Source organism: Acinetobacter sp. SwsAc2 (assembly GCF_013391465.1).
In the GTDB taxonomy this organism is placed as follows: Bacteria; Pseudomonadota; Gammaproteobacteria; order Pseudomonadales; family Moraxellaceae; genus Acinetobacter; species Acinetobacter johnsonii.
The window spans coordinates 23,292-42,302 of sequence record NZ_JACBEZ010000029.1 but is presented as its reverse complement, the minus strand read 5'-3'; the positions used below and the strand labels follow the sequence as shown (position 1 = coordinate 42,302).

Annotated in this window: 24 protein-coding genes; 9 read left to right on the top strand and 15 right to left on the bottom strand. The window is 41.7% G+C overall.

Annotated elements, in window-relative coordinates; translation table 11 throughout:
* From HYI04_RS12755 to HYI04_RS12740, 4 genes are all read left to right on the top strand, one after another.
* The coding region (locus HYI04_RS12755; protein ID WP_005139060.1) for a hypothetical protein at positions 1-215 on the top strand (215 nt) is incomplete at its 5' end.
* Positions 216-315: 100 nt separating this feature from the next.
* Positions 316-1,128, top strand: coding sequence for an NDM family subclass B1 metallo-beta-lactamase (gene blaNDM, locus HYI04_RS12750; protein ID WP_178896225.1), 813 nt, complete (start codon positions 316-318; stop codon positions 1,126-1,128).
* A gap of 3 nt (positions 1,129-1,131) precedes the next feature.
* On the top strand, positions 1,132-1,497 hold the full coding sequence (ble, locus tag HYI04_RS12745; protein ID WP_004201167.1) for a bleomycin binding protein Ble-MBL: 366 nt from the start codon (positions 1,132-1,134) through the stop codon (positions 1,495-1,497).
* Between the two features lie 4 nt (positions 1,498-1,501).
* The gene (locus HYI04_RS12740) at positions 1,502-2,140 is read left to right on the top strand and encodes a phosphoribosylanthranilate isomerase (protein WP_004201168.1); all 639 of its coding nucleotides are present in this window, start codon (positions 1,502-1,504) and stop codon (positions 2,138-2,140) included.
* A gap of 10 nt (positions 2,141-2,150) precedes the next feature.
* Here HYI04_RS12740 and HYI04_RS12735 read toward each other — a convergent pair whose 3' ends face one another.
* The 3 genes from HYI04_RS12735 to HYI04_RS12730 all read right to left on the bottom strand — a co-directional run bounded on the left by HYI04_RS12735 (position 2,151) and on the right by HYI04_RS12730 (position 4,302).
* The gene (locus HYI04_RS12735) at positions 2,151-3,182 is read right to left on the bottom strand and encodes a protein-disulfide reductase DsbD domain-containing protein (RefSeq protein WP_004201169.1); all 1,032 of its coding nucleotides are present in this window, start codon (positions 3,180-3,182) and stop codon (positions 2,151-2,153) included.
* A gap of 4 nt (positions 3,183-3,186) precedes the next feature.
* Positions 3,187-3,264 carry a hypothetical protein gene (locus HYI04_RS17035; RefSeq protein WP_233148753.1) on the bottom strand — a complete coding sequence of 26 codons (78 nt, stop codon included), beginning with the start codon at positions 3,262-3,264 and terminating at the stop codon, positions 3,187-3,189.
* 390 nt (positions 3,265-3,654) lie between these two features.
* Entirely contained in the window at positions 3,655-4,302 is a 648-nt protein-coding gene (locus HYI04_RS12730; RefSeq protein WP_004993315.1) for a recombinase family protein, read from the bottom strand.
* A 151-nt stretch (positions 4,303-4,453) separates the two neighbouring features.
* Between HYI04_RS12730 and HYI04_RS12725 the strand changes: the two genes are divergently transcribed.
* The 5 genes from HYI04_RS12725 (at position 4,454) to HYI04_RS12705 (ending at position 8,533) form a co-directional block, all read left to right on the top strand.
* Positions 4,454-4,678 (top strand): hypothetical protein, encoded by a 225-nt coding sequence (locus HYI04_RS12725; protein WP_015056389.1) that lies wholly within the window; start codon positions 4,454-4,456, stop codon positions 4,676-4,678.
* Between the two features lie 183 nt (positions 4,679-4,861).
* The gene (locus HYI04_RS12720; protein ID WP_178896224.1) at positions 4,862-5,047 is read left to right on the top strand and encodes a hypothetical protein; all 186 of its coding nucleotides are present in this window, start codon (positions 4,862-4,864) and stop codon (positions 5,045-5,047) included.
* A gap of 57 nt (positions 5,048-5,104) precedes the next feature.
* A complete protein-coding gene (gene istA / locus HYI04_RS12715) occupies positions 5,105-6,124 on the top strand; it encodes an IS21-like element ISAba8 family transposase (RefSeq protein ID WP_178896223.1) in 1,020 nt (339 codons plus the stop codon).
* Positions 6,124-6,897 (top strand): IS21-like element ISAba8 family helper ATPase IstB, encoded by a 774-nt coding sequence (gene istB / locus HYI04_RS12710; RefSeq protein ID WP_070153121.1) that lies wholly within the window; start codon positions 6,124-6,126, stop codon positions 6,895-6,897. Before istA ends, istB begins: the two co-directional genes overlap by 1 nt.
* A gap of 82 nt (positions 6,898-6,979) precedes the next feature.
* Entirely contained in the window at positions 6,980-8,533 is a 1,554-nt protein-coding gene (locus tag HYI04_RS12705) for a zeta toxin family protein (RefSeq protein ID WP_372239176.1), read from the top strand.
* Here HYI04_RS12705 and HYI04_RS12700 read toward each other — a convergent pair.
* The 12 genes from HYI04_RS12700 to virB11 form a co-directional block, all read right to left on the bottom strand.
* Complete coding sequence (locus HYI04_RS12700; RefSeq protein WP_015060706.1) at positions 8,530-9,012, bottom strand: thermonuclease family protein; 483 nt, start codon at positions 9,010-9,012, stop codon at positions 8,530-8,532. The two genes, HYI04_RS12705 and HYI04_RS12700, sit on opposite strands and share 4 nt — an antisense overlap.
* A 199-nt stretch (positions 9,013-9,211) precedes the next feature.
* Complete coding sequence (locus HYI04_RS12695) at positions 9,212-9,673, bottom strand: hypothetical protein (protein WP_015060707.1); 462 nt, start codon at positions 9,671-9,673, stop codon at positions 9,212-9,214.
* A gap of 62 nt (positions 9,674-9,735) precedes the next feature.
* The gene (locus tag HYI04_RS12690) at positions 9,736-10,377 is read right to left on the bottom strand and encodes a type IV secretion system protein (protein ID WP_004999358.1); all 642 of its coding nucleotides are present in this window, start codon (positions 10,375-10,377) and stop codon (positions 9,736-9,738) included.
* Positions 10,374-13,085 carry a VirB4 gene (locus HYI04_RS12685; RefSeq protein WP_015060708.1) on the bottom strand — a complete coding sequence of 904 codons (2,712 nt, stop codon included), beginning with the start codon at positions 13,083-13,085 and terminating at the stop codon, positions 10,374-10,376. The genes HYI04_RS12690 and HYI04_RS12685 overlap by 4 nt, the downstream gene beginning before the upstream one ends.
* An 11-nt stretch (positions 13,086-13,096) precedes the next feature.
* Complete coding sequence (locus tag HYI04_RS12680; RefSeq protein ID WP_017480461.1) at positions 13,097-13,390, bottom strand: TrbC/VirB2 family protein; 294 nt, start codon at positions 13,388-13,390, stop codon at positions 13,097-13,099.
* A gap of 10 nt (positions 13,391-13,400) precedes the next feature.
* Entirely contained in the window at positions 13,401-14,111 is a 711-nt protein-coding gene (locus HYI04_RS12675; RefSeq protein WP_017480462.1) for a lytic transglycosylase domain-containing protein, read from the bottom strand.
* Positions 14,112-14,155: 44 nt separating this feature from the next.
* Positions 14,156-14,356: a hypothetical protein gene (locus tag HYI04_RS12670; RefSeq protein WP_004999346.1), complete on the bottom strand. Its 201-nt coding sequence runs from the start codon at positions 14,354-14,356 to the stop codon at positions 14,156-14,158.
* A gap of 18 nt (positions 14,357-14,374) precedes the next feature.
* Positions 14,375-15,892 carry a type IV secretion system DNA-binding domain-containing protein gene (locus tag HYI04_RS12665; protein WP_015060710.1) on the bottom strand — a complete coding sequence of 506 codons (1,518 nt, stop codon included), beginning with the start codon at positions 15,890-15,892 and terminating at the stop codon, positions 14,375-14,377.
* The gene (locus tag HYI04_RS12660; RefSeq protein WP_017480463.1) at positions 15,889-17,136 is read right to left on the bottom strand and encodes a lytic transglycosylase domain-containing protein; all 1,248 of its coding nucleotides are present in this window, start codon (positions 17,134-17,136) and stop codon (positions 15,889-15,891) included. The genes HYI04_RS12665 and HYI04_RS12660 overlap by 4 nt, the downstream gene beginning before the upstream one ends.
* An 81-nt stretch (positions 17,137-17,217) precedes the next feature.
* Positions 17,218-17,670 (bottom strand): hypothetical protein, encoded by a 453-nt coding sequence (locus HYI04_RS12655; RefSeq protein ID WP_004999340.1) that lies wholly within the window; start codon positions 17,668-17,670, stop codon positions 17,218-17,220.
* Between the two features lie 3 nt (positions 17,671-17,673).
* Positions 17,674-18,003 (bottom strand): hypothetical protein, encoded by a 330-nt coding sequence (locus HYI04_RS12650; RefSeq protein WP_004999338.1) that lies wholly within the window; start codon positions 18,001-18,003, stop codon positions 17,674-17,676.
* Entirely contained in the window at positions 17,972-19,009 is a 1,038-nt protein-coding gene (virB11, locus tag HYI04_RS12645; protein WP_015060713.1) for a P-type DNA transfer ATPase VirB11, read from the bottom strand. Before virB11 ends, HYI04_RS12650 begins: the two co-directional genes overlap by 32 nt.
* Between the last annotated feature and the right edge of the window lie 2 nt (positions 19,010-19,011).

Genomic DNA, 19,011 nt, shown 5'->3' with positions numbered 1-19,011 from the left:
AAAAAGGCACATGCGAAAATATGAATGGTTTAATTAGGCAATATTTACCTAAAGGGATTGATTTAAATCAGGCAGATCAGCATTATTTAAATCAAGTTGCCATGTCACTGAATACTCGTCCTAGAAAGGCGTTAGATTGGCTTACACCATTAGAGAAATTTGCTCAGCTTGTTGATTATCATATGGCTTTTGAAACTGTCGCACCTCATGTTTGAATTCGCCCCATATTTTTGCTACAGTGAACCAAATTAAGATCATCTATTTACTAGGCCTCGCATTTGCGGGGTTTTTAATGCTGAATAAAAGGAAAACTTGATGGAATTGCCCAATATTATGCACCCGGTCGCGAAGCTGAGCACCGCATTAGCCGCTGCATTGATGCTGAGCGGGTGCATGCCCGGTGAAATCCGCCCGACGATTGGCCAGCAAATGGAAACTGGCGACCAACGGTTTGGCGATCTGGTTTTCCGCCAGCTCGCACCGAATGTCTGGCAGCACACTTCCTATCTCGACATGCCGGGTTACGGGGTAGTCGCTTCCAACGGTTTGATCGTCAGGGATGGCGGCCGCGTGCTGGTGGTCGATACCGCCTGGACCGATGACCAGACCGCCCAGATCCTCAACTGGATCAAGCAGGAGATCAACCTGCCGGTCGCGCTGGCGGTGGTGACTCACGCGCATCAGGACAAGATGGGCGGTATGGACGCGCTGCATGCGGCGGGGATTGCGACTTATGCCAATGCGTTGTCGAACCAGCTTGCCCCGCAAGAGGGGATGGTTGCGGCGCAACACAGCCTGACTTTCGCCGCCAATGGCTGGGTCGAACCAGCAACCGCGCCCAACTTTGGCCCGCTCAAGGTATTTTACCCCGGCCCCGGCCACACCAGTGACAATATCACCGTTGGGATCGACGGCACCGACATCGCTTTTGGTGGCTGCCTGATCAAGGACAGCAAGGCCAAGTCGCTCGGCAATCTCGGTGATGCCGACACTGAGCACTACGCCGCGTCAGCGCGCGCGTTTGGTGCGGCGTTCCCCAAGGCCAGCATGATCGTGATGAGCCATTCCGCCCCCGATAGCCGCGCCGCAATCACTCATACGGCCCGCATGGCCGACAAGCTGCGCTGAGCCATGGCTGACCACGTCACCCCCAATCTGCCATCGCGCGATTTCGATGTGACAGAGGCGTTTTATGCGAAGCTGGGCTTTGCGACGAGTTGGAAGGATCGCGGCTGGATGATCCTGCAGCGCGGCGGTTTGCAGCTCGAATTCTTCCCCTATCCTGACCTCGACCCAGCTACGAGCTCGTTCGGCTGTTGCCTGCGGTTGGATGATCTCGATGCCATGGTGGCATTGGTGAACGCGGCGGGAGCCGAGGAAAAAAGCACCGGCTGGCCGCGCTTCAAAGCTCCGCAACTGGAGGCGAGCGGCCTGAGGATCGGCTACCTGATCGATCCCGACTGCACGCTGGTGCGGCTGATCCAGAACCCCGACTGACCGCATGCCCGCGAAAATCAAGATTTGCGGGATCAGCACACCCGAGGCGCTCGATGCGACCATCGCGGCGCGGGCGGACTATGCCGGGTTGGTGTTCTATCCAGCGTCGCCCCGTGCGGTTACGTCGAATGTCGCGGGCGCTTTGACATCGCGCGCAGCTGGCCAGATCGCCATGGTCGGTTTGTTCGTCGATGCGGATGATGCTGTCATCGCCGACGCACTGGTGGCAGCCAAGCTGAACGCGCTGCAGCTGCACGGTTCGGAATCGCCCGAACGCGTGGCCCAGTTGCGCGCGCGGTTTGGCAAGCCGGTGTGGAAGGCGCTGCCCGTCGCCAGCGCCAGCGATGTCGCACGCGCCGCAGCCTATGCCGGGGCGGCGGACTTGATCTTGTTCGACGCCAAGACCCCCAAAGGCGCGCTGCCCGGCGGCATGGGGTTGGCGTTCGACTGGTCGCTGCTGGCCGGATATCGCGGTGCCTTGCCGTGGGGGCTGGCAGGCGGGCTAAATCCGACGAATGTTGCCGAGGCGATTGCGCGCACCGGAGCGCCGCTGGTCGATACCTCCAGCGGCGTCGAAAGCGCGCCGGGCGTCAAGGATACCGACAAGATTACCAATTTCGCCTTTGCGGTGCGCTTGGCCTAAATCGCGTCGATCAATAGGCGTCGTTCAGCGCAAAGATCGGCTTGCGGGTGCGCCACTGCCCTCGGGTGAAGTCGGGAAAATCTAACGTGCGATTGCCCTCAGCAATCGATTGTTCCGACAGAGGCGTGATCGCGCTCCAGGCCAGCGCGTCGTAAATGTCGATTGGCATCGGGGCCTTGGCCTTCAGCGCCTCGACAAAAGCGTGGATCACGAACCAGTCCATCCCGCCATGCCCGGCCCCTGCCGCCAGATCGGCGTAGCGTTTCCATAGCGGGTGATCGTATTTCGCAAACCAGCCCTCGGCAGGCTCCCAGCGGTGCGGCTGTGGGCTCTTGCCCTCCAGATAGATCGACTTGTTGACGTCCATCCACAGCCCCTCGGTGCCTTGCACCCGAAAGCCGAGAGAATAGGGGCGCGGCAGCGAGGTGTCGTGGCACAGCATGATCGTTTCACCATTAGTGCAGCCGATCATGGTGTTGACCACATCACCCAGTGCGAATTTCACCTCGGCGTTGGGATGATCGGCAGAGCCGTTCTTGACGACATAATCATGCAGCCCGCGCGCCTTACAGCCGAAGCCGCCAGCGCCCGCTTCGCCCGGCAACGCGACCTTCAGGGTGCGGGTCTGCGGCGGGTAGCACACGCCGGCATCGGCGCAGCCCTGGTACTTCACGGTCAGGGTGGTCGCGCTCGCGCCGGCCGCGGGCGTGCCGGTGAGGGTGCCGAGCAATTCCTTGCGGTAGGTTTCGACGTCGCCGAAGAATTCGTCGCGGTAGGCCTTGCCCTTCGGCAGCGCCATGGTCGCGCCGGTGAAGGCGGCATCGGCCTTGACCGAGGTGCGGTGCCGGTACAGGTAATAGCCGTCGGCGATCCGCCAGCGCACCTCGATGCGGTCCGGCGCGGTGGCCTGCGCGGACAGGACGAAGACCTCGTCGACCGGCGGCAGTTCGAAGTCCTGGGCGACGGCCGAGGTCGCGGGCAGCGCAAGCAGCAGGGCGAGCCCGGCCAGCCAGCGGCGCAGGCGGATCGTGGATGCGGTCATTGGCTCAGTTTACCGGTCGGCTCTCGGCGGCCAGCCATTGCAGGTATTCGGGCAGGCCGGACGCGGCTTCGACCGCGAGCAGCTCCGGGAGTTCGTAGGGATATAGTATTTTATTAAATTCTTATGGGAAATGACGAATGTTAAATTATCTTAAGAGCTTTAATAATATCAATACTTATTTGATTTTATCGATAATTCTGCTGTTAATCATAATATCTCTAGATTATTTCTAAACTGAATGAATGTTTATAATGAGTGATTCATATTGCTATTGAAATCGCCTTCTCACTTTGAAAGAAGGCGAGGATGAGGGACTTTTATGTTGAATTATCATTTTAAAAATGCCTTATAAAAGAAGCTTAATGTGTTTTCTTATATAGGTTTAAACATAATTGTTGTATATCTTAAATCCAATTGATCTTAAAATTTTCCTTTATTTTTTGTTATGAGTGCGAGAAAATTGTCAAAAAGGTCAATCAGACTGGGCGTTAATTTGTTTTGCATACTTTTTCCTATATCGAATTAAAGTCATATAACTAACACCATAATCTTTAGCTATTTGAGTGAAAGGGTATGAATCGTCCTTATTTTTAAGGGTATGAATTAACTCTTTTAGTTTTTCTTCTGTAATCGCAGGCGATCTTCCCTTGTATTTACCTTTCTTTTTTTTAGCTAATTTAATTCCCTCTGCTTGATTCTCACTAATAATACCCCTTTCAAGTTCAGCTACAGCGCCTAATACATGGAGTTGAAACTTATCGAACTTGTCATCTGAATTGGGGGTAAAGTTCAGGTTATTTTTGACAATATGAACAGACACTCCTTTTTTATTTAGCTTTTGAACAATGGTTACAAGGTCAATCAAGCTACGTGCCAATCTAAAAACATCATGAGCGTACACAATGTCCCCACTACGGACATAATCGAACATTTCCTGAAGTGCAGGGCGTTTGGCAGTCTTTCCGCTAAAATGATCAATAAAAGTTTTATCTAGCTCAAAGGGTAGATCATGGAGCTGTCTTTCAGGGTTTTGGTCTTTAGTGGATACACGGATATACCCCACTCTTTGAAAGGGTGTGTTTTTAATTTGATCTTCAATATCTAAATTTTCTTTTTCCATAACCAGTATAACAAAATTAGATAACCTCAATGTTATATCACATTAGATTAACAAAACAACCCTATTGTTATAGGGTTTTTAGGGTGTATTATTATATAACAATAGGGTATACCCTATTGTTATATATCTTCAGGTATAAGGAAAAATAACGATGATTAATTTTAATGATCTAAGCGAATCTGAATTATTAAGGATTGCACAGACTGGCATATCAAACCGTATAGGATTGCGTACTTCAGGACATTTGCCTGAAGATGATAGACAGGCTCTTTCAATGGAGCTTCAGGGCTTGTACGAGCAAGATAGAGAACAGTTGATACAATCAATCAAGAAACATAGTGAAGCCTATAAAAGCGAGCAGAGTAATCAGGAATGAAAATTTTTTGCTGAAGCTAATTATAAGTCTAGTCGTGATTTATGGTTGCTTGGGCGTAGTGTTTGTTTCAGAGAACTTATCAGATAACACTGTAGGCATTATTGGATTTTGTGGACTGATATTACTACCTACAGTTTATAAGTTTGTTGGAACATTCTTTAAGGCACAATGAAAGGGTGATCAATGGACAACCAATACAAACTAAGTGACGAAGAACATAGCCTTGTATTTGAGAAAATTAAAGCTGATTTTCTGAATAACTCACTGTCTATAGTCAGCCCTAAAGTCGTCATTACTGGCGGTCAGCCTGCATCGGGTAAAGGCAAGTTGGCAAGAGATGTTAGCGGCAGTGTAAAAATGACCCCCTAATGGCATTTAAAAACTGACCCCCTTGGTTAATATAGCGGTCATTTTGGACTGCTCAACATGTTAACTTTGGAGCAAGCAGTGACAATCCAAATACTTCATCAACAAGGTAAATCTATTAAAGCCATTACTCGTGAACTGGGGGTGTCCAGAAATACCGTACGTAAATATTTACGGCAAAACACCACACCTCAGTATCAGCGTATACAGCCTAGAATAAGTATCCTTGACCCATATAAACCCTATTTACTCCAACGTGTAAACGCAGCTCATCCTGAATGGATTCCTGCTGTTGTGCTCTACCAGGAAATTTTAAGGTTGGGATATCCAGGAAAGATCAGGATATTGAGGGAATATCTTGCAACATTAAAACCAGTTGCTAAACCAGAACCGATCATTCGTTTTGAAACCCAACCTGGCCAACAAATGCAGGTGGATTTCACGACAATTCGACGCAACAACACGACTTTAAAAGCTTTTGTCGCAACATTAGGGTATTCCAGAGCGACTTTCGTGAAATTTTATGATCATGAACGTACCGATGCATGGATCGATGGTCTAGAAAATGCATTTCAGTTTTTTGCAGGAGTACCTCAGGAAATCCTGTTTGATAACGCTAAAACGATCATGATTGAACGGGATGCCTATCAGGAGGGGCAGCATAAATGGAATCCCAAACTGCTCGACTGCGCCAAGAAATACAGCTTTCGTCCTCGCGTATGTAAGCCCTACCGTGCACAGACCAAAGGCAAAGTTGAACGCTTTAATGGATACCTCAAATCAAGCTTTATTGTGCCATTGAAAGCAAGCCTGAAGACTTCGGGTTTACTGTTAGATGTTGATGTCGCCAATGCCCACATTGGCCGGTGGCTGCATGAAACCGCCAATCAGCGGATTCATGCCACCACGCAAGAAAAACCGGCTGTTCGACTGCAACAGGAGCAGCAAAAATTTACGCCATTACCGCAATCAGATACAGGTTCTAGCACTGTACCTGTTGCAGCAGCACAGCATGTCATGCCCTACGAGAGTTTGCAGCATCCCTTATCGGTATATGACCAGTTGCTAGGAGTTTCCTGATGAATCTGCAATACGACCGTATAGAGCAACTTTGCCAAAAGCTCAATCTGCCTGCCATCGCATCACAATGGTCACATCATGCACAACAAACATTAGGTCAAGATGGAAGTTATGCCGACTTTGTTGAAGCGATCTTGACGCATGAATATGCTGCCAGGCAACAGCGCAGTCAGCAGGTACTGATGAAACTCTCAGGCCTGCCTCAAGTCAAAACCCTGGAAGACTATGATTTTAATTATGCCCTAGGGGCCCCTAAATCACAGGTGATTGAACTGTTCAATCTGAGCTTTATTGCTAGAGCAGAAAATGTGGTGTTTCTCGGGGCTAGCGGTGTAGGGAAAACGCACTTATCTATGGCATTAGGCTATAAGGCCATCATGAACAATGTCAAAACCAAGTTTATTACCGCCGCCGATCTCATGCTGCAACTGAGTACAGCCTATCAGCAAGGTAAATTGAAAACCTATATGCAACGTGCGGTACTGGGACCAAAGTTACTGATTATCGATGAAATTGGTTATTTACCGTTTGGACGTGAAGAAGCGAATCTGTTCTTTAACGTGATTGCCAAGCGTTATGAAAAAGGCAGTACGATATTGACGAGTAACTTACCCTTTAGCCAGTGGTCCAAATCCTTTGCAGATGATGTCACGTTGACCGCTGCGATGTTAGATCGGTTATTGCATCACTGTCATGTGGTACAAATATCGGGTGAGAGTTATCGTTTGAAGGATAAAAAAAGAATTGGGATTCAGCCCCAGGTTGAAATTTAATACGAGATCAAAGGGGTCAATTTTACTTTGCCATTTGTAAGGTAAAAGGGGGCAATTTTAGAATGCCGTTGACAGAGATTCTATAGATCAGTTCAAAGATAAAGGCGGGAGTGTAATTATTGACCCCGATCAATTAAGAGCCTATCACCCCAAGTATAATGAACTGCAAAAATTGGATGATAAAACATCTTCAGGATTCACCCACCATGATGCTAAAAAGTGGAGTTTAGAATTAATTGAAGAAGCTATAAGCCATAAGAAAAATATTGTTCTTGACCAAACAAGTGCAGATTTTCAAACCTTAAAAAATACAGTTCAAAATTTCAGAGATAAAGGCTACAAAGACGTTGAATTAAAAATAATGGCTGTGCCTGAAATTACATCACGACAAGGTATATACCATCGTTATGAAATGGAAAAGGCGCTGTATGAAACTGGGCGTTTCGTCAATATTGATATTCATAGTGAAATTTATCACAAGCTAGAAAACACAATAGAACAGTTAAAAGATGAACCCATAGTAGACAAGCTAACCGTTTATGACCGTCACTATAACGCTATTGAACAAAAGGACTTTAAAGCTGAAAGGGAAAGACCATTTTCAGATCAGGAGCGCCAACAGCATGAATATAAATGGTTCAAAGTAATAGAAGCAATGCAAACACGCTTTGCCCCATATACAGAGGTTGAGATTGTAAAGGGGCTTCAGGAAAGTGACAGACTTAAATTGAATAATCAAAAACTGGTTAGTGAAGTGACCCAAGTTGATGAAAGTACAGGTGAGAAAATGGACGTAAAAATAGTCAGTAACTTAACTAGCAACTTACTTGTTGCCAAAGATGATTTTGAAAAACAAGATGGTTATTTATCTAAAAATATCAAAGTTGATGGCGAGGACAATTTAGTTATGTTCCGTCAAAATCGAGATCATCTTGAGTTAATCAATGTTACTAAAAATGAAATGATGCTCGATAAGCCGATCGGTAATCATGATTCAAAACAACCTGAATCTACGGCATTACAGGTTTATATGGAGGTTAAAGAAAAGTTAAATAACCTTGAAAATAAAATTTTAATGAAAGTAGATGAACAGCTATCAAATAAACCTAAAGCGCCTGAAGTGAAAGGAGATAGTAAGGCTGAAGTATCTCAATTTCAAAGCAAAGCCCCAGAGCTAGATAAACACCAAATCATTAAAGAAGTCCGAATACAGCTAAAGCAAGAGGGGAAATTGGGTGCTGATTTTGCTAAGTCAGCTAATGGGCTATCCGTTGCTCATGGTGACTATATCAAGCTCAATGAAGCATACAGTCAAAAAGATGGTTTATTTAAAACCACTAATTTACCTAAAGACGCTGAAATTAAAATCACAGGTCACACAACTAAAAAAGGTGAAACCTATGCAACAGGCGTTCATAACAATTCAAATGTAGAGTTAAAAATCAGAAGTGTTGAAGCCCGCTATGGTGATCAATATGTGAAACGCTATGAAACCAATCCTGAAGTAAAACAGGCTGTAGATCAGAGAGTGATAGCACAGCAAACAACATTTAAATCTTTATCTGCTTCAAGGGTACAGGAGTTAAGCCAGTCAAGCCCAAAGCAGGATAAGCCCACTTCAGGCATGAAATTTTAATATTTCTTTCGCCAGTCATAGGGGTTAATCGGGTTAGGACTTTTCCATAACCCGATTTTTTTTGATCGAGCATTATTCTCTAAATCTATGTATGTTCTATCAGGAAGATTGTAGCGATAAGCCCAAGCGTAGCCACTGGCGACCATTGCTTTATTCACATTTAATTTATTCAAGTACAGCTCACCAAGAAACCTACCATTGTTATCAGTTCCATGCTCTTTAACGAGTACCGTTTTGTTTAAGACCATAGACATTAAATATTGTTTCGATTGTTGACCATAAGGCTGTGTAGGCGAATTTTTAGCATTATTGGCAACTTCAGGGGCATCTATGAATGACAGTCTAACCCGCCATTTAGTGTTGTTTGGTTTTGTGATACTCACAGTATCACCGTCTAAAACGTAAGTGACTTTGCCGTAATAATCAGCGTGACAGTATGCTGAAAACAAAAAAAGGGTAATACAAAAAAGCTTATTCATTTTGGTTCACCATAAAACCGTTTTAGCACGTATGGACTTGCAACTTCATTGCTTGGTCCATACGTGCTAAAACTCTTACTGTGAAAAATCATATCCCGATGCTTGGTCAAAACTGCAAGTATGCAGTCTTAACCAGGCATCTACTTTATTGAATGATTTAAGTGGGTTATGAGTGCGAGGAAATTGTCAAAAAGGTCAATCAGTAGTTTGGATTCTTTTGGCGTAAAATCTTCAATTCTTCTTTGCTAATCGCTTCGTTATTAACGATCTTGCTTTCAATTGAGTTGATTTTATCGTTTGAATTTACAGCCTTGATATAGTCAAGATCGGCTTGACTAAGCTCAGGCATAATTTCACTGGCTTGATAAATCACTACAGGTTCTTTGACTGATTCAGATTGGATCTCTTTTACTACTTTTTTAGCTTCAGGCGCTTTTGAAGTTGTTTGTGTAGTTGTGACTGTATTAATTAAAGGGCTTTCAGGTACTTTAGAAACAGATACAGTTTTTCCGTCTTTTTTAACCTCTATTTCGCCTTTTTTAGTGGTCAGTGATGTATGACTAGCCTCTATAGCAACTGGCGTTTCTGTGCCATTCTGTGCTGTTTCAGCGTATGTATTGAAAGCGATTAAGGCTAATACAGGGATTATGATTTTTTTCATAGATAATCCTAAAATTTAGACAAAAAAAAGCTAACAACCTGAATTGTTAGCTTGTGATGAAATTAGTTACCAAACCACGATTTAAAGCTTTGCGTACTGGTCACACCGCTTGAAGCATTGTTAGATGCAAGGTTAGTTTGAACAGCCGACAATTTAGCACCAATCGAGTTGATATAACCTTGTTCAATAGCAATGGCATTTGCTAAGTCTTGGGCTTCTTTAATATTGCGGGTCGAGTTAATTTTGTTCTTCAGTGTGGTTAAGTTTGCTACATGCTCATTTAAAGCATTATAGGAAGCATCACTGAAAGCAAAGCCAGTCTTAACCGTGTTGTAATTTCGCTTGTATTGATCATTGCCTAGCAATTGATTCATACCATCTGAACCAATGGTAGTAAGCACTTTGTCATAAGCCTTTTGAGCATTACCAAATGAGCCAGTCTTTTGATTGGCTACTACGTCTTGCCAAGAGCCTGAAACAACGTCTTGCACATTCTTAACGCCTGAAGTTCCGATACCAGTATTACCAGTCGTACTTTCATATTGTTTCTTCATGATCTCGTATTGCTGTTGCATTTGAACCAATTGCTTGACCATATTTGCAACGGCTGTCGGGTCGAATACAACGTCCCAAGCGTTTGCTGTGTTGGCAGTAAAGGCTAAAGCAAAAGCTACAGCCGACATTTTTATTTTATTCATTTTCATGATTTCACCCTTTCGTTAAATTCGTGTACCCACTGGGAGTAGGTCAAGTTTTCATCTTTACTCAATATTTCCTCAAGAATATTGTGTCTTAACTCATTGCCTGAAAGTATTGGGATAATTTCAGACATATTGCTTAAATCTAATTTGCTAATAACTGAATCATGCGAGTTTTTAATCATAAATTGGCGTAAATAAGGCGGTGTATTCACAACCCAATCAAATTCTGCTTGAGTACAGCCTAAGCCATTATTTTTCTCATTACCCATATATGTAGCGACATTCGCTTTATCATTCGGCAATAGAATTGATGTTTTAAACTGCCCGATCAGATCGTCATCTCTTGTAATGACTTCAGGCGTTGGCGTAACAAAGATCATCATACCGTTACGTCTACGGTACGTGGTTAGCATGATTTTAAGCCATGCTAAGTTAATCGGATTGCTGATATATCTTTGACCTTCTTCGACAACAACAATAAAGGGCTTGCCCTCAGACATGGATATATCAATTTGATGGAAGATATACATAGACATAGCGCCTAACACCACATCATTATCAATGACATTTTTCATTTCATAGCCGAAAATTCGAGCGCCATCAATTGAGAAATTGTCACTTTCATTGTCAAAAATATTGGCATAAACCCCATCATTAACCCATTTTGACATGCGTTCAGCCATGTTGTTATCTTCAGCCATACCAAACAAGCCAATAAAGTTTCTAAGCCGTCTAAGGTGCTTTTCATAGCTATAAACAGCATCTACAACGTCTTTGATCTTGTTTTCTTCAGCAGTGCTTAAAGGCTTTGGATTACCATTATCGTTGTAGTCTTGAGCCATAAAAGAAAATAGATTTCTTAGAAACAAACGGTTTTGTTCCGTGTCATCTAACTGCAATGGATTCCAACCAGTTTTAACCATTTCACTTAAAACAGTATGTCGCCCGCCCATGCTTTTAATCCAAACTGAAGCTGAATATTCAAAATCAAAATGAAAAATATAAGGCTTAAACTTATCTGAAGCAGTCAAAAGCGTATTAATTACAGTAGTCTTACCGCCACCAGTACCAGTCGTGATACGAGTATGACCTACATCATGTTCATGGAAATTGAAGTAGTAAGGCGTATTACTTGTCGTTTTAAGCTGAATGACATTCTCACCCCAATGGTTGCCATCTTTTTTGCCAGTAGAACTATTGTGCATACTGGCAAAGCCCGCAAAGTTAGTCGTGTTAATAGTTGCGGGTCTTTGGAGTAAGTGATAGTTGCCAATCAACATAGAGTAAAAAGTAGGTTCAGAAATTAAATCTTCTTTTTTAGGTATCATGTGATTGCGCTGAAATGCCCCGCTAGTTTTCTGCATTGCTTCTTTAAATTCAGATGGGGTCTTAGAGGTAACTAAAACATTTAATGAATAAATGCCGTTTAAGATACGCCCTGAAGCTAAGTCATCAATGGCAACATTAATCGCTTCAATTTGAGATTCTGACTTGTCTTGAGCATTTTTTAATTGGTTCTGACGAGTTGTACTCATGCTGATAGATTTACGTCTGTCCATCATCATGAAAGTTTGAGAAATAATTAAAGGATGATCAACTTTTAGAAATTCATCTAACATGGTGTGATCGCTACCCTCTGGATAGCTAGGAGTAGGCAAACTATAGATTGCCCCTGCCGTTAATTCACCGCTTGGGTGATAGAATTTAATAGTTCCATCAGGCGCAAAAACTCTACGTGTATAGCCTAAGTAGTTTCTGATTTCAGTTGGATGAAGTGGAATTTCTGCTTTTTCTAAGTTTAATAAATAACCGAGAAAATTCACTGTTTCAGAATACAAAACGCTATCTTTTGAATAAGTGCCTAGCTGTCTTGGGTTCGCATCTTGCAGATACTCTTTAAACATACTTACTGCATTATTTAATTCGGCAATCATTTGTTCTTCATTATCACTTCTGAAAAACAGATTTTTAAGACGAGTTAAAGGCGGGTCACTTGGGTTAGATTTTCGGACAAGCAACGACACATAAATATCATTTTGAAACATGCGTTCATTAGATAGTTTTTCATAATATTTTTGGTTAAAACTATCTGAAAATTCATTGCCATTTGCAGGCGGTATTTCGGTTTTAACTTCGTGACGATCATAATAAACGCTAACAACAAAACGAGAGCCAAGTTGTTTAAACATATCTGCACGATATTTTTTTAAAGTCTTTAATTGAGCATAGCTTTTAGTTTCATACGGAAAGCCAGTAATTTTTAAAACCGTAAAAATATCACCATTAACTAGCTTAATATCATGTTCATTGATTGGGCTTAGATAAGGTAAATTATTGATTTCCATTTGTTCAGCACCCGCTAATTTCTTTTGACTATATTCAATATTTTTATCGTCAGCTTTTGCGTGAGAATCAAAACTATAGCCACCAAAAACTTTAGTTCGCTGAAGTCTACGTTTGATCGAAAACCATAAATATTGAATCCCTCTATCTTCTTGGTAGGTCACTACAACCAACAATAAATAGATTATTCCCGATATTATTAATCCTAATTTTAGGTTGCCAATTAGTGCTAAAAAGCACGTAGCAAAACCACAAATTAGGAAAAAGTAAGTGAAAATATCTACAGGTATATTTGCCACCCTTGCAGTTCGGGCAAGACCCGCAAACAGCAAGTCTTTTTCTTCGTTTTTTTCAGTGGTTTTGCTCATGGCTCACCTATTTAGTTAAAGAAGAAATTACCAAGATCAGGGGCAACGAAAACAAGGATACCTGCAACGATTAAGCCGATACCCCAACGCTTAACTTTCTCACTACCACCGCCAAGCATTGTGATTGCCAAACAAATAACACCAGTCACGAAAGCGACTGCTGCGATAATGACTAATTCATCATTAAATTGGTTAAGCTTTTGAGCAAATTTTTGACCAAACGCAGCATTTGCCAATTGAGCATAAAAAACAGCAAATAAGACAATTGCGTATTGCTTAGGATTGAGTTTATTTAAAAGATTCATGATCTATTCCTTAAAATACTTGGACGTATTGCCCTTTGTTAAGAGTTTGAACAAACGATGCTTGTTGCACGTTTGGTTGATTGCTTGGTTGATTATTTACACGCAGGCGCACAGGTTCAGATTGTGCTGAATAGCTATTGTTTTCTGTACTTTGATTTTGACTTGCGGAGTATTGCGGGTACTGATTTTGTTGCCATGAAGCGAGAACTAGAATGTCACTTTTTCGACTGGCTTCAGTAGGGTTATTATTTGCAGTGTAAGTTTTAAATGAACCACCCCCATTTAGTGTTTGGTATTTACTGGATACAAGGCGTACATAGTTTTGTGTTTCACGGTAAGGGGGAATACCTCCAAACTTTTCAACTGCCCCATGCCCTGCATTGTATCCAGCAATCATTTTTGTAAGATCACCATTAAATCTTTTATTCAGGAAAGCGAGATAACGAGTACCCGCAATAATAGACTGTTCAGGTTCATATAATCGGCTAGGGTCTACACCCATTAAACGAGCTGTAGAGGGAATGACTTGCATCAAACCCCTAGCATCTTTATGTGATCGAGCATTTGGCTTAAAGGCGCTTTCTCTTGCCATAATTGCCGTTACTAAATTAGGGTCTAAACCATTGGCTACAGAATGTTTGTGAATAAGATCATCATAAGGTGACGCATATACAAACAGTGGCGTACTGCAAGCTAAACCGATTATAAGTTTTTTAAACATTGTCATTATTCCTTATAGAGTTATAACAGTATAACTCTACTAGCTTAATCAATAAATGGTCTATTTGAAAATTTATGTTTCTCTTTAAAGAACTGGTCTAAAGCGATAAGATAAATTAAGTTTTTGGTAAGTCTGCGGTTCTTAAATTCTTCAGGAACTTTTAATTCACCACGCTTATATCTCAAAAAGTGTTCGTCCATTTCTGCGAAAAATTCATCACTTACATAAAGTTGTTCACGTTTCATAACTTGTCCCTAAAATTTCTATACAGCCAAAAAAGAATCCGAAACTTTAGCATAGGTGCGGTATTTCATCGTTACTAAAGTTGGCGGGTAATGTCCTGAAAACTTCATATAAAAGTGCAGAGGTTTAAGACTGCTTATTTCTTCAGCTTTAACTACATTTTCTTTTTCTTTTACAAGTTCAGGTCTTGAATCTTTATTTGCAGATTTCATTTTCCTTAATACTTCAATTGCACCGAAAGCTTTTTCATATTCTTGGGGTGTATAAGTGTCTTGAGAGTTGACAGCACAGACACCAAAAGAAGAAAAACAACCACGTAGCGTAATAGAGAATTTTTCTCCATAGATCGTGATTAATTGAGCCAGACTTTGAATGCCTGCTAAAGCAATAAGTCTATGTTTACGTCCTTTAGTTAATACTGCTTCGAGATACGATAAACGGTTCAAAGAGCCGAGTTCATCTAGGCAGAATATAAAATCAGAATAGTTATCAAAGTCAGATAATAAAGAACTACAAATAACGTCAGTCGCACAGCTAACTAATGGTTGCAATGCAGTTAATTGATCTTCACGCCAAGTAATAAAAATATTGCCAGTACCATGCTTTAAATAATCCCTAAACGAAAAATCACCAATTTTAGAATGAGTGTGAGGGCTTAAATATGTAGTAACAATACTGCGTAAAGTACCGACTAATTCAGAGTTGCCAAGTAAGCTGTAAGCTTGAGTACCTACTAAAAACTCTTTGAGTTTATCGTCACTTGAAATTAATAAAATTTCTAAAAATTGTTGTGTCTGCTGTTCTCTAGTAAGTTCATCCATTTCTAAAACTTTGGTCATGGCAGACTTAACAATAGTACGAGCCATCGTATTAAAATTTTCGTGATTTGCGTCTGAAGATTTAGGAATGATTGTCATTGAATATGTTTCAATGTCATAAGAATTTTGTACTTCATTAATCACTGACCAATGGACTGATCGAGCATCGAAAGGGTTGAAAATAACATCACCTTTCTTAGCAAATAAACTTGCGTAAGTTCCGTTAGGGTCAACCACAATTAAGCGGGTTTTACTGCGAGAATCAGCAACACAAGAATCTAAAAAATCACTGATTGAAACTGACTTACCTTGACCAGTACCACCAGTTAAAAGGAAGTGTTTATATTTTAAATCTTTAGGAACAGGCATACCGCAAAAACGGATTTGGTAATCTTTTTCTTTGGTCATTCTTCTTAATTTGAATGGGCTTACTAATTGCAAGCCCCGAAGAACACGAACGTATCTTTCGCCCCCAAAAGGTGTTTTATTGTTTTGAAAATAAAACCAAGCCAAAGCACTACTAATAACCAAAGCCAACAGCAATATTAAAACGTATAAAGGCGTTTTAAACGTCAATGGAATTGCATAAAGAATAGCTTGGACTTTATGATCTTTTGGGATAATAAAAAACTTCGGTAAAAAAATAGCCCATGTTGTAATCACAGTGATTACAACAGCTAAAACAGCGTGACCGAAGATTTTTTGCGATTGATCATTCATTTTACTGTCCCCAAGAATTTTTGAACGGCTTGATGGGAAGCGACCTTATAAGAATCCATGCTTGACTGCATCATGAGCATGTTAGCTTTAAGCTTCGCTTGATTGGCTACCAACATACTGTTTTCAATAGCAAGGGCATTCGCCAAGTCTTTTGATTGCTTTAACGTATTGGTACTTACTTGAGCCAACGACTTTAGGTTTTGCATATTACAATTTACTTGTGTCCAAGCTACTTCAGCGTCTACATAAGCTGTGTTTACACGGCTTGCAGTTATGTTTTGAATCTGTGCCAATTCCTTGCTTGCATATACACCAGTATTGGTCGCAATTTGACGTTGCAATTCGTTGTAGGCGTTTTGCTCTTTAGGTGTATTGAAAATATTAGTCGGTTGAGCATCAAAGCCATTAGGCAATTCAAAGCCTGCAATTTGCATCACATTGGTAAGAAGTCCTAGCCCTGCAAGCCCTTTAGTCACACTGTCATATTGCCCTTTCAAGACTTGAATCTGCTTCATTAATTCTTGAACTTGTAGAACTGCATCGGCATTTTTTGTCGGGTCAAAAACTGTTTTACCTACGCCACCAGTTACAGGGGGAACAGGCGGTAGGTTGATAGGTGAATCAATATCAACTTGTTCTGCTTCAGGTAGCTTTACAGGCTTACATGCGCTTTGTGTTTCTAGCTTGGCTTGTATCTTCTTCTGATTACTGTTTTCTATGCCAGTCGTTGCAGGCTTGCCACCTGAAGTAGTCCCGCCTTTAATTACGTTGCCACCAAAATATGAACCAGTACCGCCATAATTTCTATAAAACTGGGCGATCTTAGGCACATAGTCTTGCGTTTCTTTAGGCATAACTTTTTTATTACCTTTCAGATACGAACGTAAATTACCCATACCCCAGTTATAGGCATAGAGTGCATGGGGCATGTTGCCGAATTGCTGATTTAATTGCTTCAGGTAACGAGTACCCGCATTAACATTTTGTGTGGGGTCATTGGGATTGGTAACGCCCAAAGAACGAGCCGTTGCGGGCATAAGTTGCATTAAACCTTGAGCGCCTACGCCTGACTTAGCAGTATTGTTATGCGAAGATTCTTTTTGAATTACTGCATGAATTAAAAGCGGGTCATATCCATATTTAGCTGAAGCTGAAGTCACAATATCGTTGTAAGGTAAATTTGAAGCAATAGTTGCCCCGCTTAAACCTACCAGTACCAGTAGCGATAGTTTTTTTAATTTCATTTTCATTATTCCTCTACCGCAACGAGGACAGTTTAACCAGGAACTACGTTACCTGTTTAAACTTGGCCCGTTGCTATTTCATCACTTAGCCACAGCCAAACGGTTAGCTAGATCAACTAAGGTTTTATAGTGTGAGCCTTGTTCACCCATTGATAACTCATAGCACCCGCCATTTGCTTGAACTCGCATGAAGTCGTGAGCTTGGCTTGTATTGTCAGAAATGGTCGGAGATACAAACAATGCTTTTGCGTTAGGGATGCTTACTGGCAATTCACCAAATAACCCCACTTCTTGCGGTACACAAGCAGGGTCAATGCTGTAATAAACTTTAAGATCGGCACATGCTTCGTTTTGGCAACTGGCATCACTTGAAAATTTATAAGTGACATAGTTCCCTTGATTGGGAGCTTCAGGCACATAAGTTAATTTATTGCTTTGAGCAAATGACTGAAGAACTTGGGTAAATGTCTGCGGTAACTGTGCTTCAGCAGACAAACTAATTAAGGCGCAAAGAGCAATAGTTGTTTTTTTCATGGCTTAGTCCTTTTTAAATTTGTATGCTTGGCTTGGGTTATCAACATCGGTCAGAGTAATAACACCGCCCTTTTGTTCCATTAAGAAAGCGTCTTGATTGTTATATTGAACAACCATTTTTTTATCTTTCTCTACAGCCGATAATGCAACATCACCCCATGAGTTTTTTAAGGTAACTTGAGTACCTTTATTGGCAACGATAAGCCCGCTACTCATGCCTTGTTCTTTCTCAAATGCTGTTTGATCAATACGATTGTATTGTCCGTCCAAGCCCTTAGATGAGCAGGCAACACTAGCTAAACTAAGCAACGCTAGAAAAATGTGTTTTTTCATTTTTGAAATCCTCATAAGCTTTAAAATAAATAGCTGAACAGCCATAACCGCCTGTTTCTGTTCTTCCAAGTTGAACAATAATGTCTACACTTTGTTTAACAAAAGATTTAACTTGGTCACTGGTTAATGTAGTGCCTGCCATAAGAACCATAAGCGTTAAACGCTCAATAGCATTAAGTGGGTCATTGGCATGTAATGTCGCAATTGAACCGCCATGCCCTGAAGAAATTAGGTTTAAATAAGTGAATGCTTCAGCACCTCGAATCTCACCCAGTAAAATGCGTTTTGGATACAAACGCAGGCAAGCTTCCATTAATGACTGTGCATCGACTTTAGCTTTACCCTGTCCACCTCTTGAATAATAAAGTTGCAACGTATTTTCATGCGGAGGGCGTAACTCCTTAGCATCTTCAATAGTGATTAGTCGTTCGCCCAGTGGTATGCAGTCATGAATAATGGAGTTAAAAAAAGTTGTTTTTCCTGAACCTGTACCCGCAGAAATAATGATATTTTTTTCATAACCCACCGCTTTACGAATGAACTCATGAAAGTTTCGGGCTTCGTATAAATCGAATAGCTCTTGATCTTTTGCAGTGATTTTTGCAAATGGTTCAACAGAATTTAAAACTTCCTCATAAGCTGAAAATGGCAGACTTAAAATACTTGGTTTACGAATAGATAAGCCGATCGACCCGCCAGTTACGGCAGGGTCACGGACAAATTGAATACGGAAAAATAAACCCTCATGTTGCGGTGATGCAATTTGAGCAGAAAGCAAAGGCTGTGCTTCTGAAATTGTTTGATTGGTTTCAGTTGCAATGCCTTCGGCTAATCGCTTCAAAAGCGCATAGGTAAGGTTAGGATTCTCTTTTTTAATCATGTCCCTTGTACCTTTCATAGCAATGAAATATTCCAAAGGCTTATTAACTGAAATTTCAGTAATTTGATCATTATCAAGATCATCACCAAAAGCTTTTTTCAAATCTTCAAGTACAAGGATTGACATAA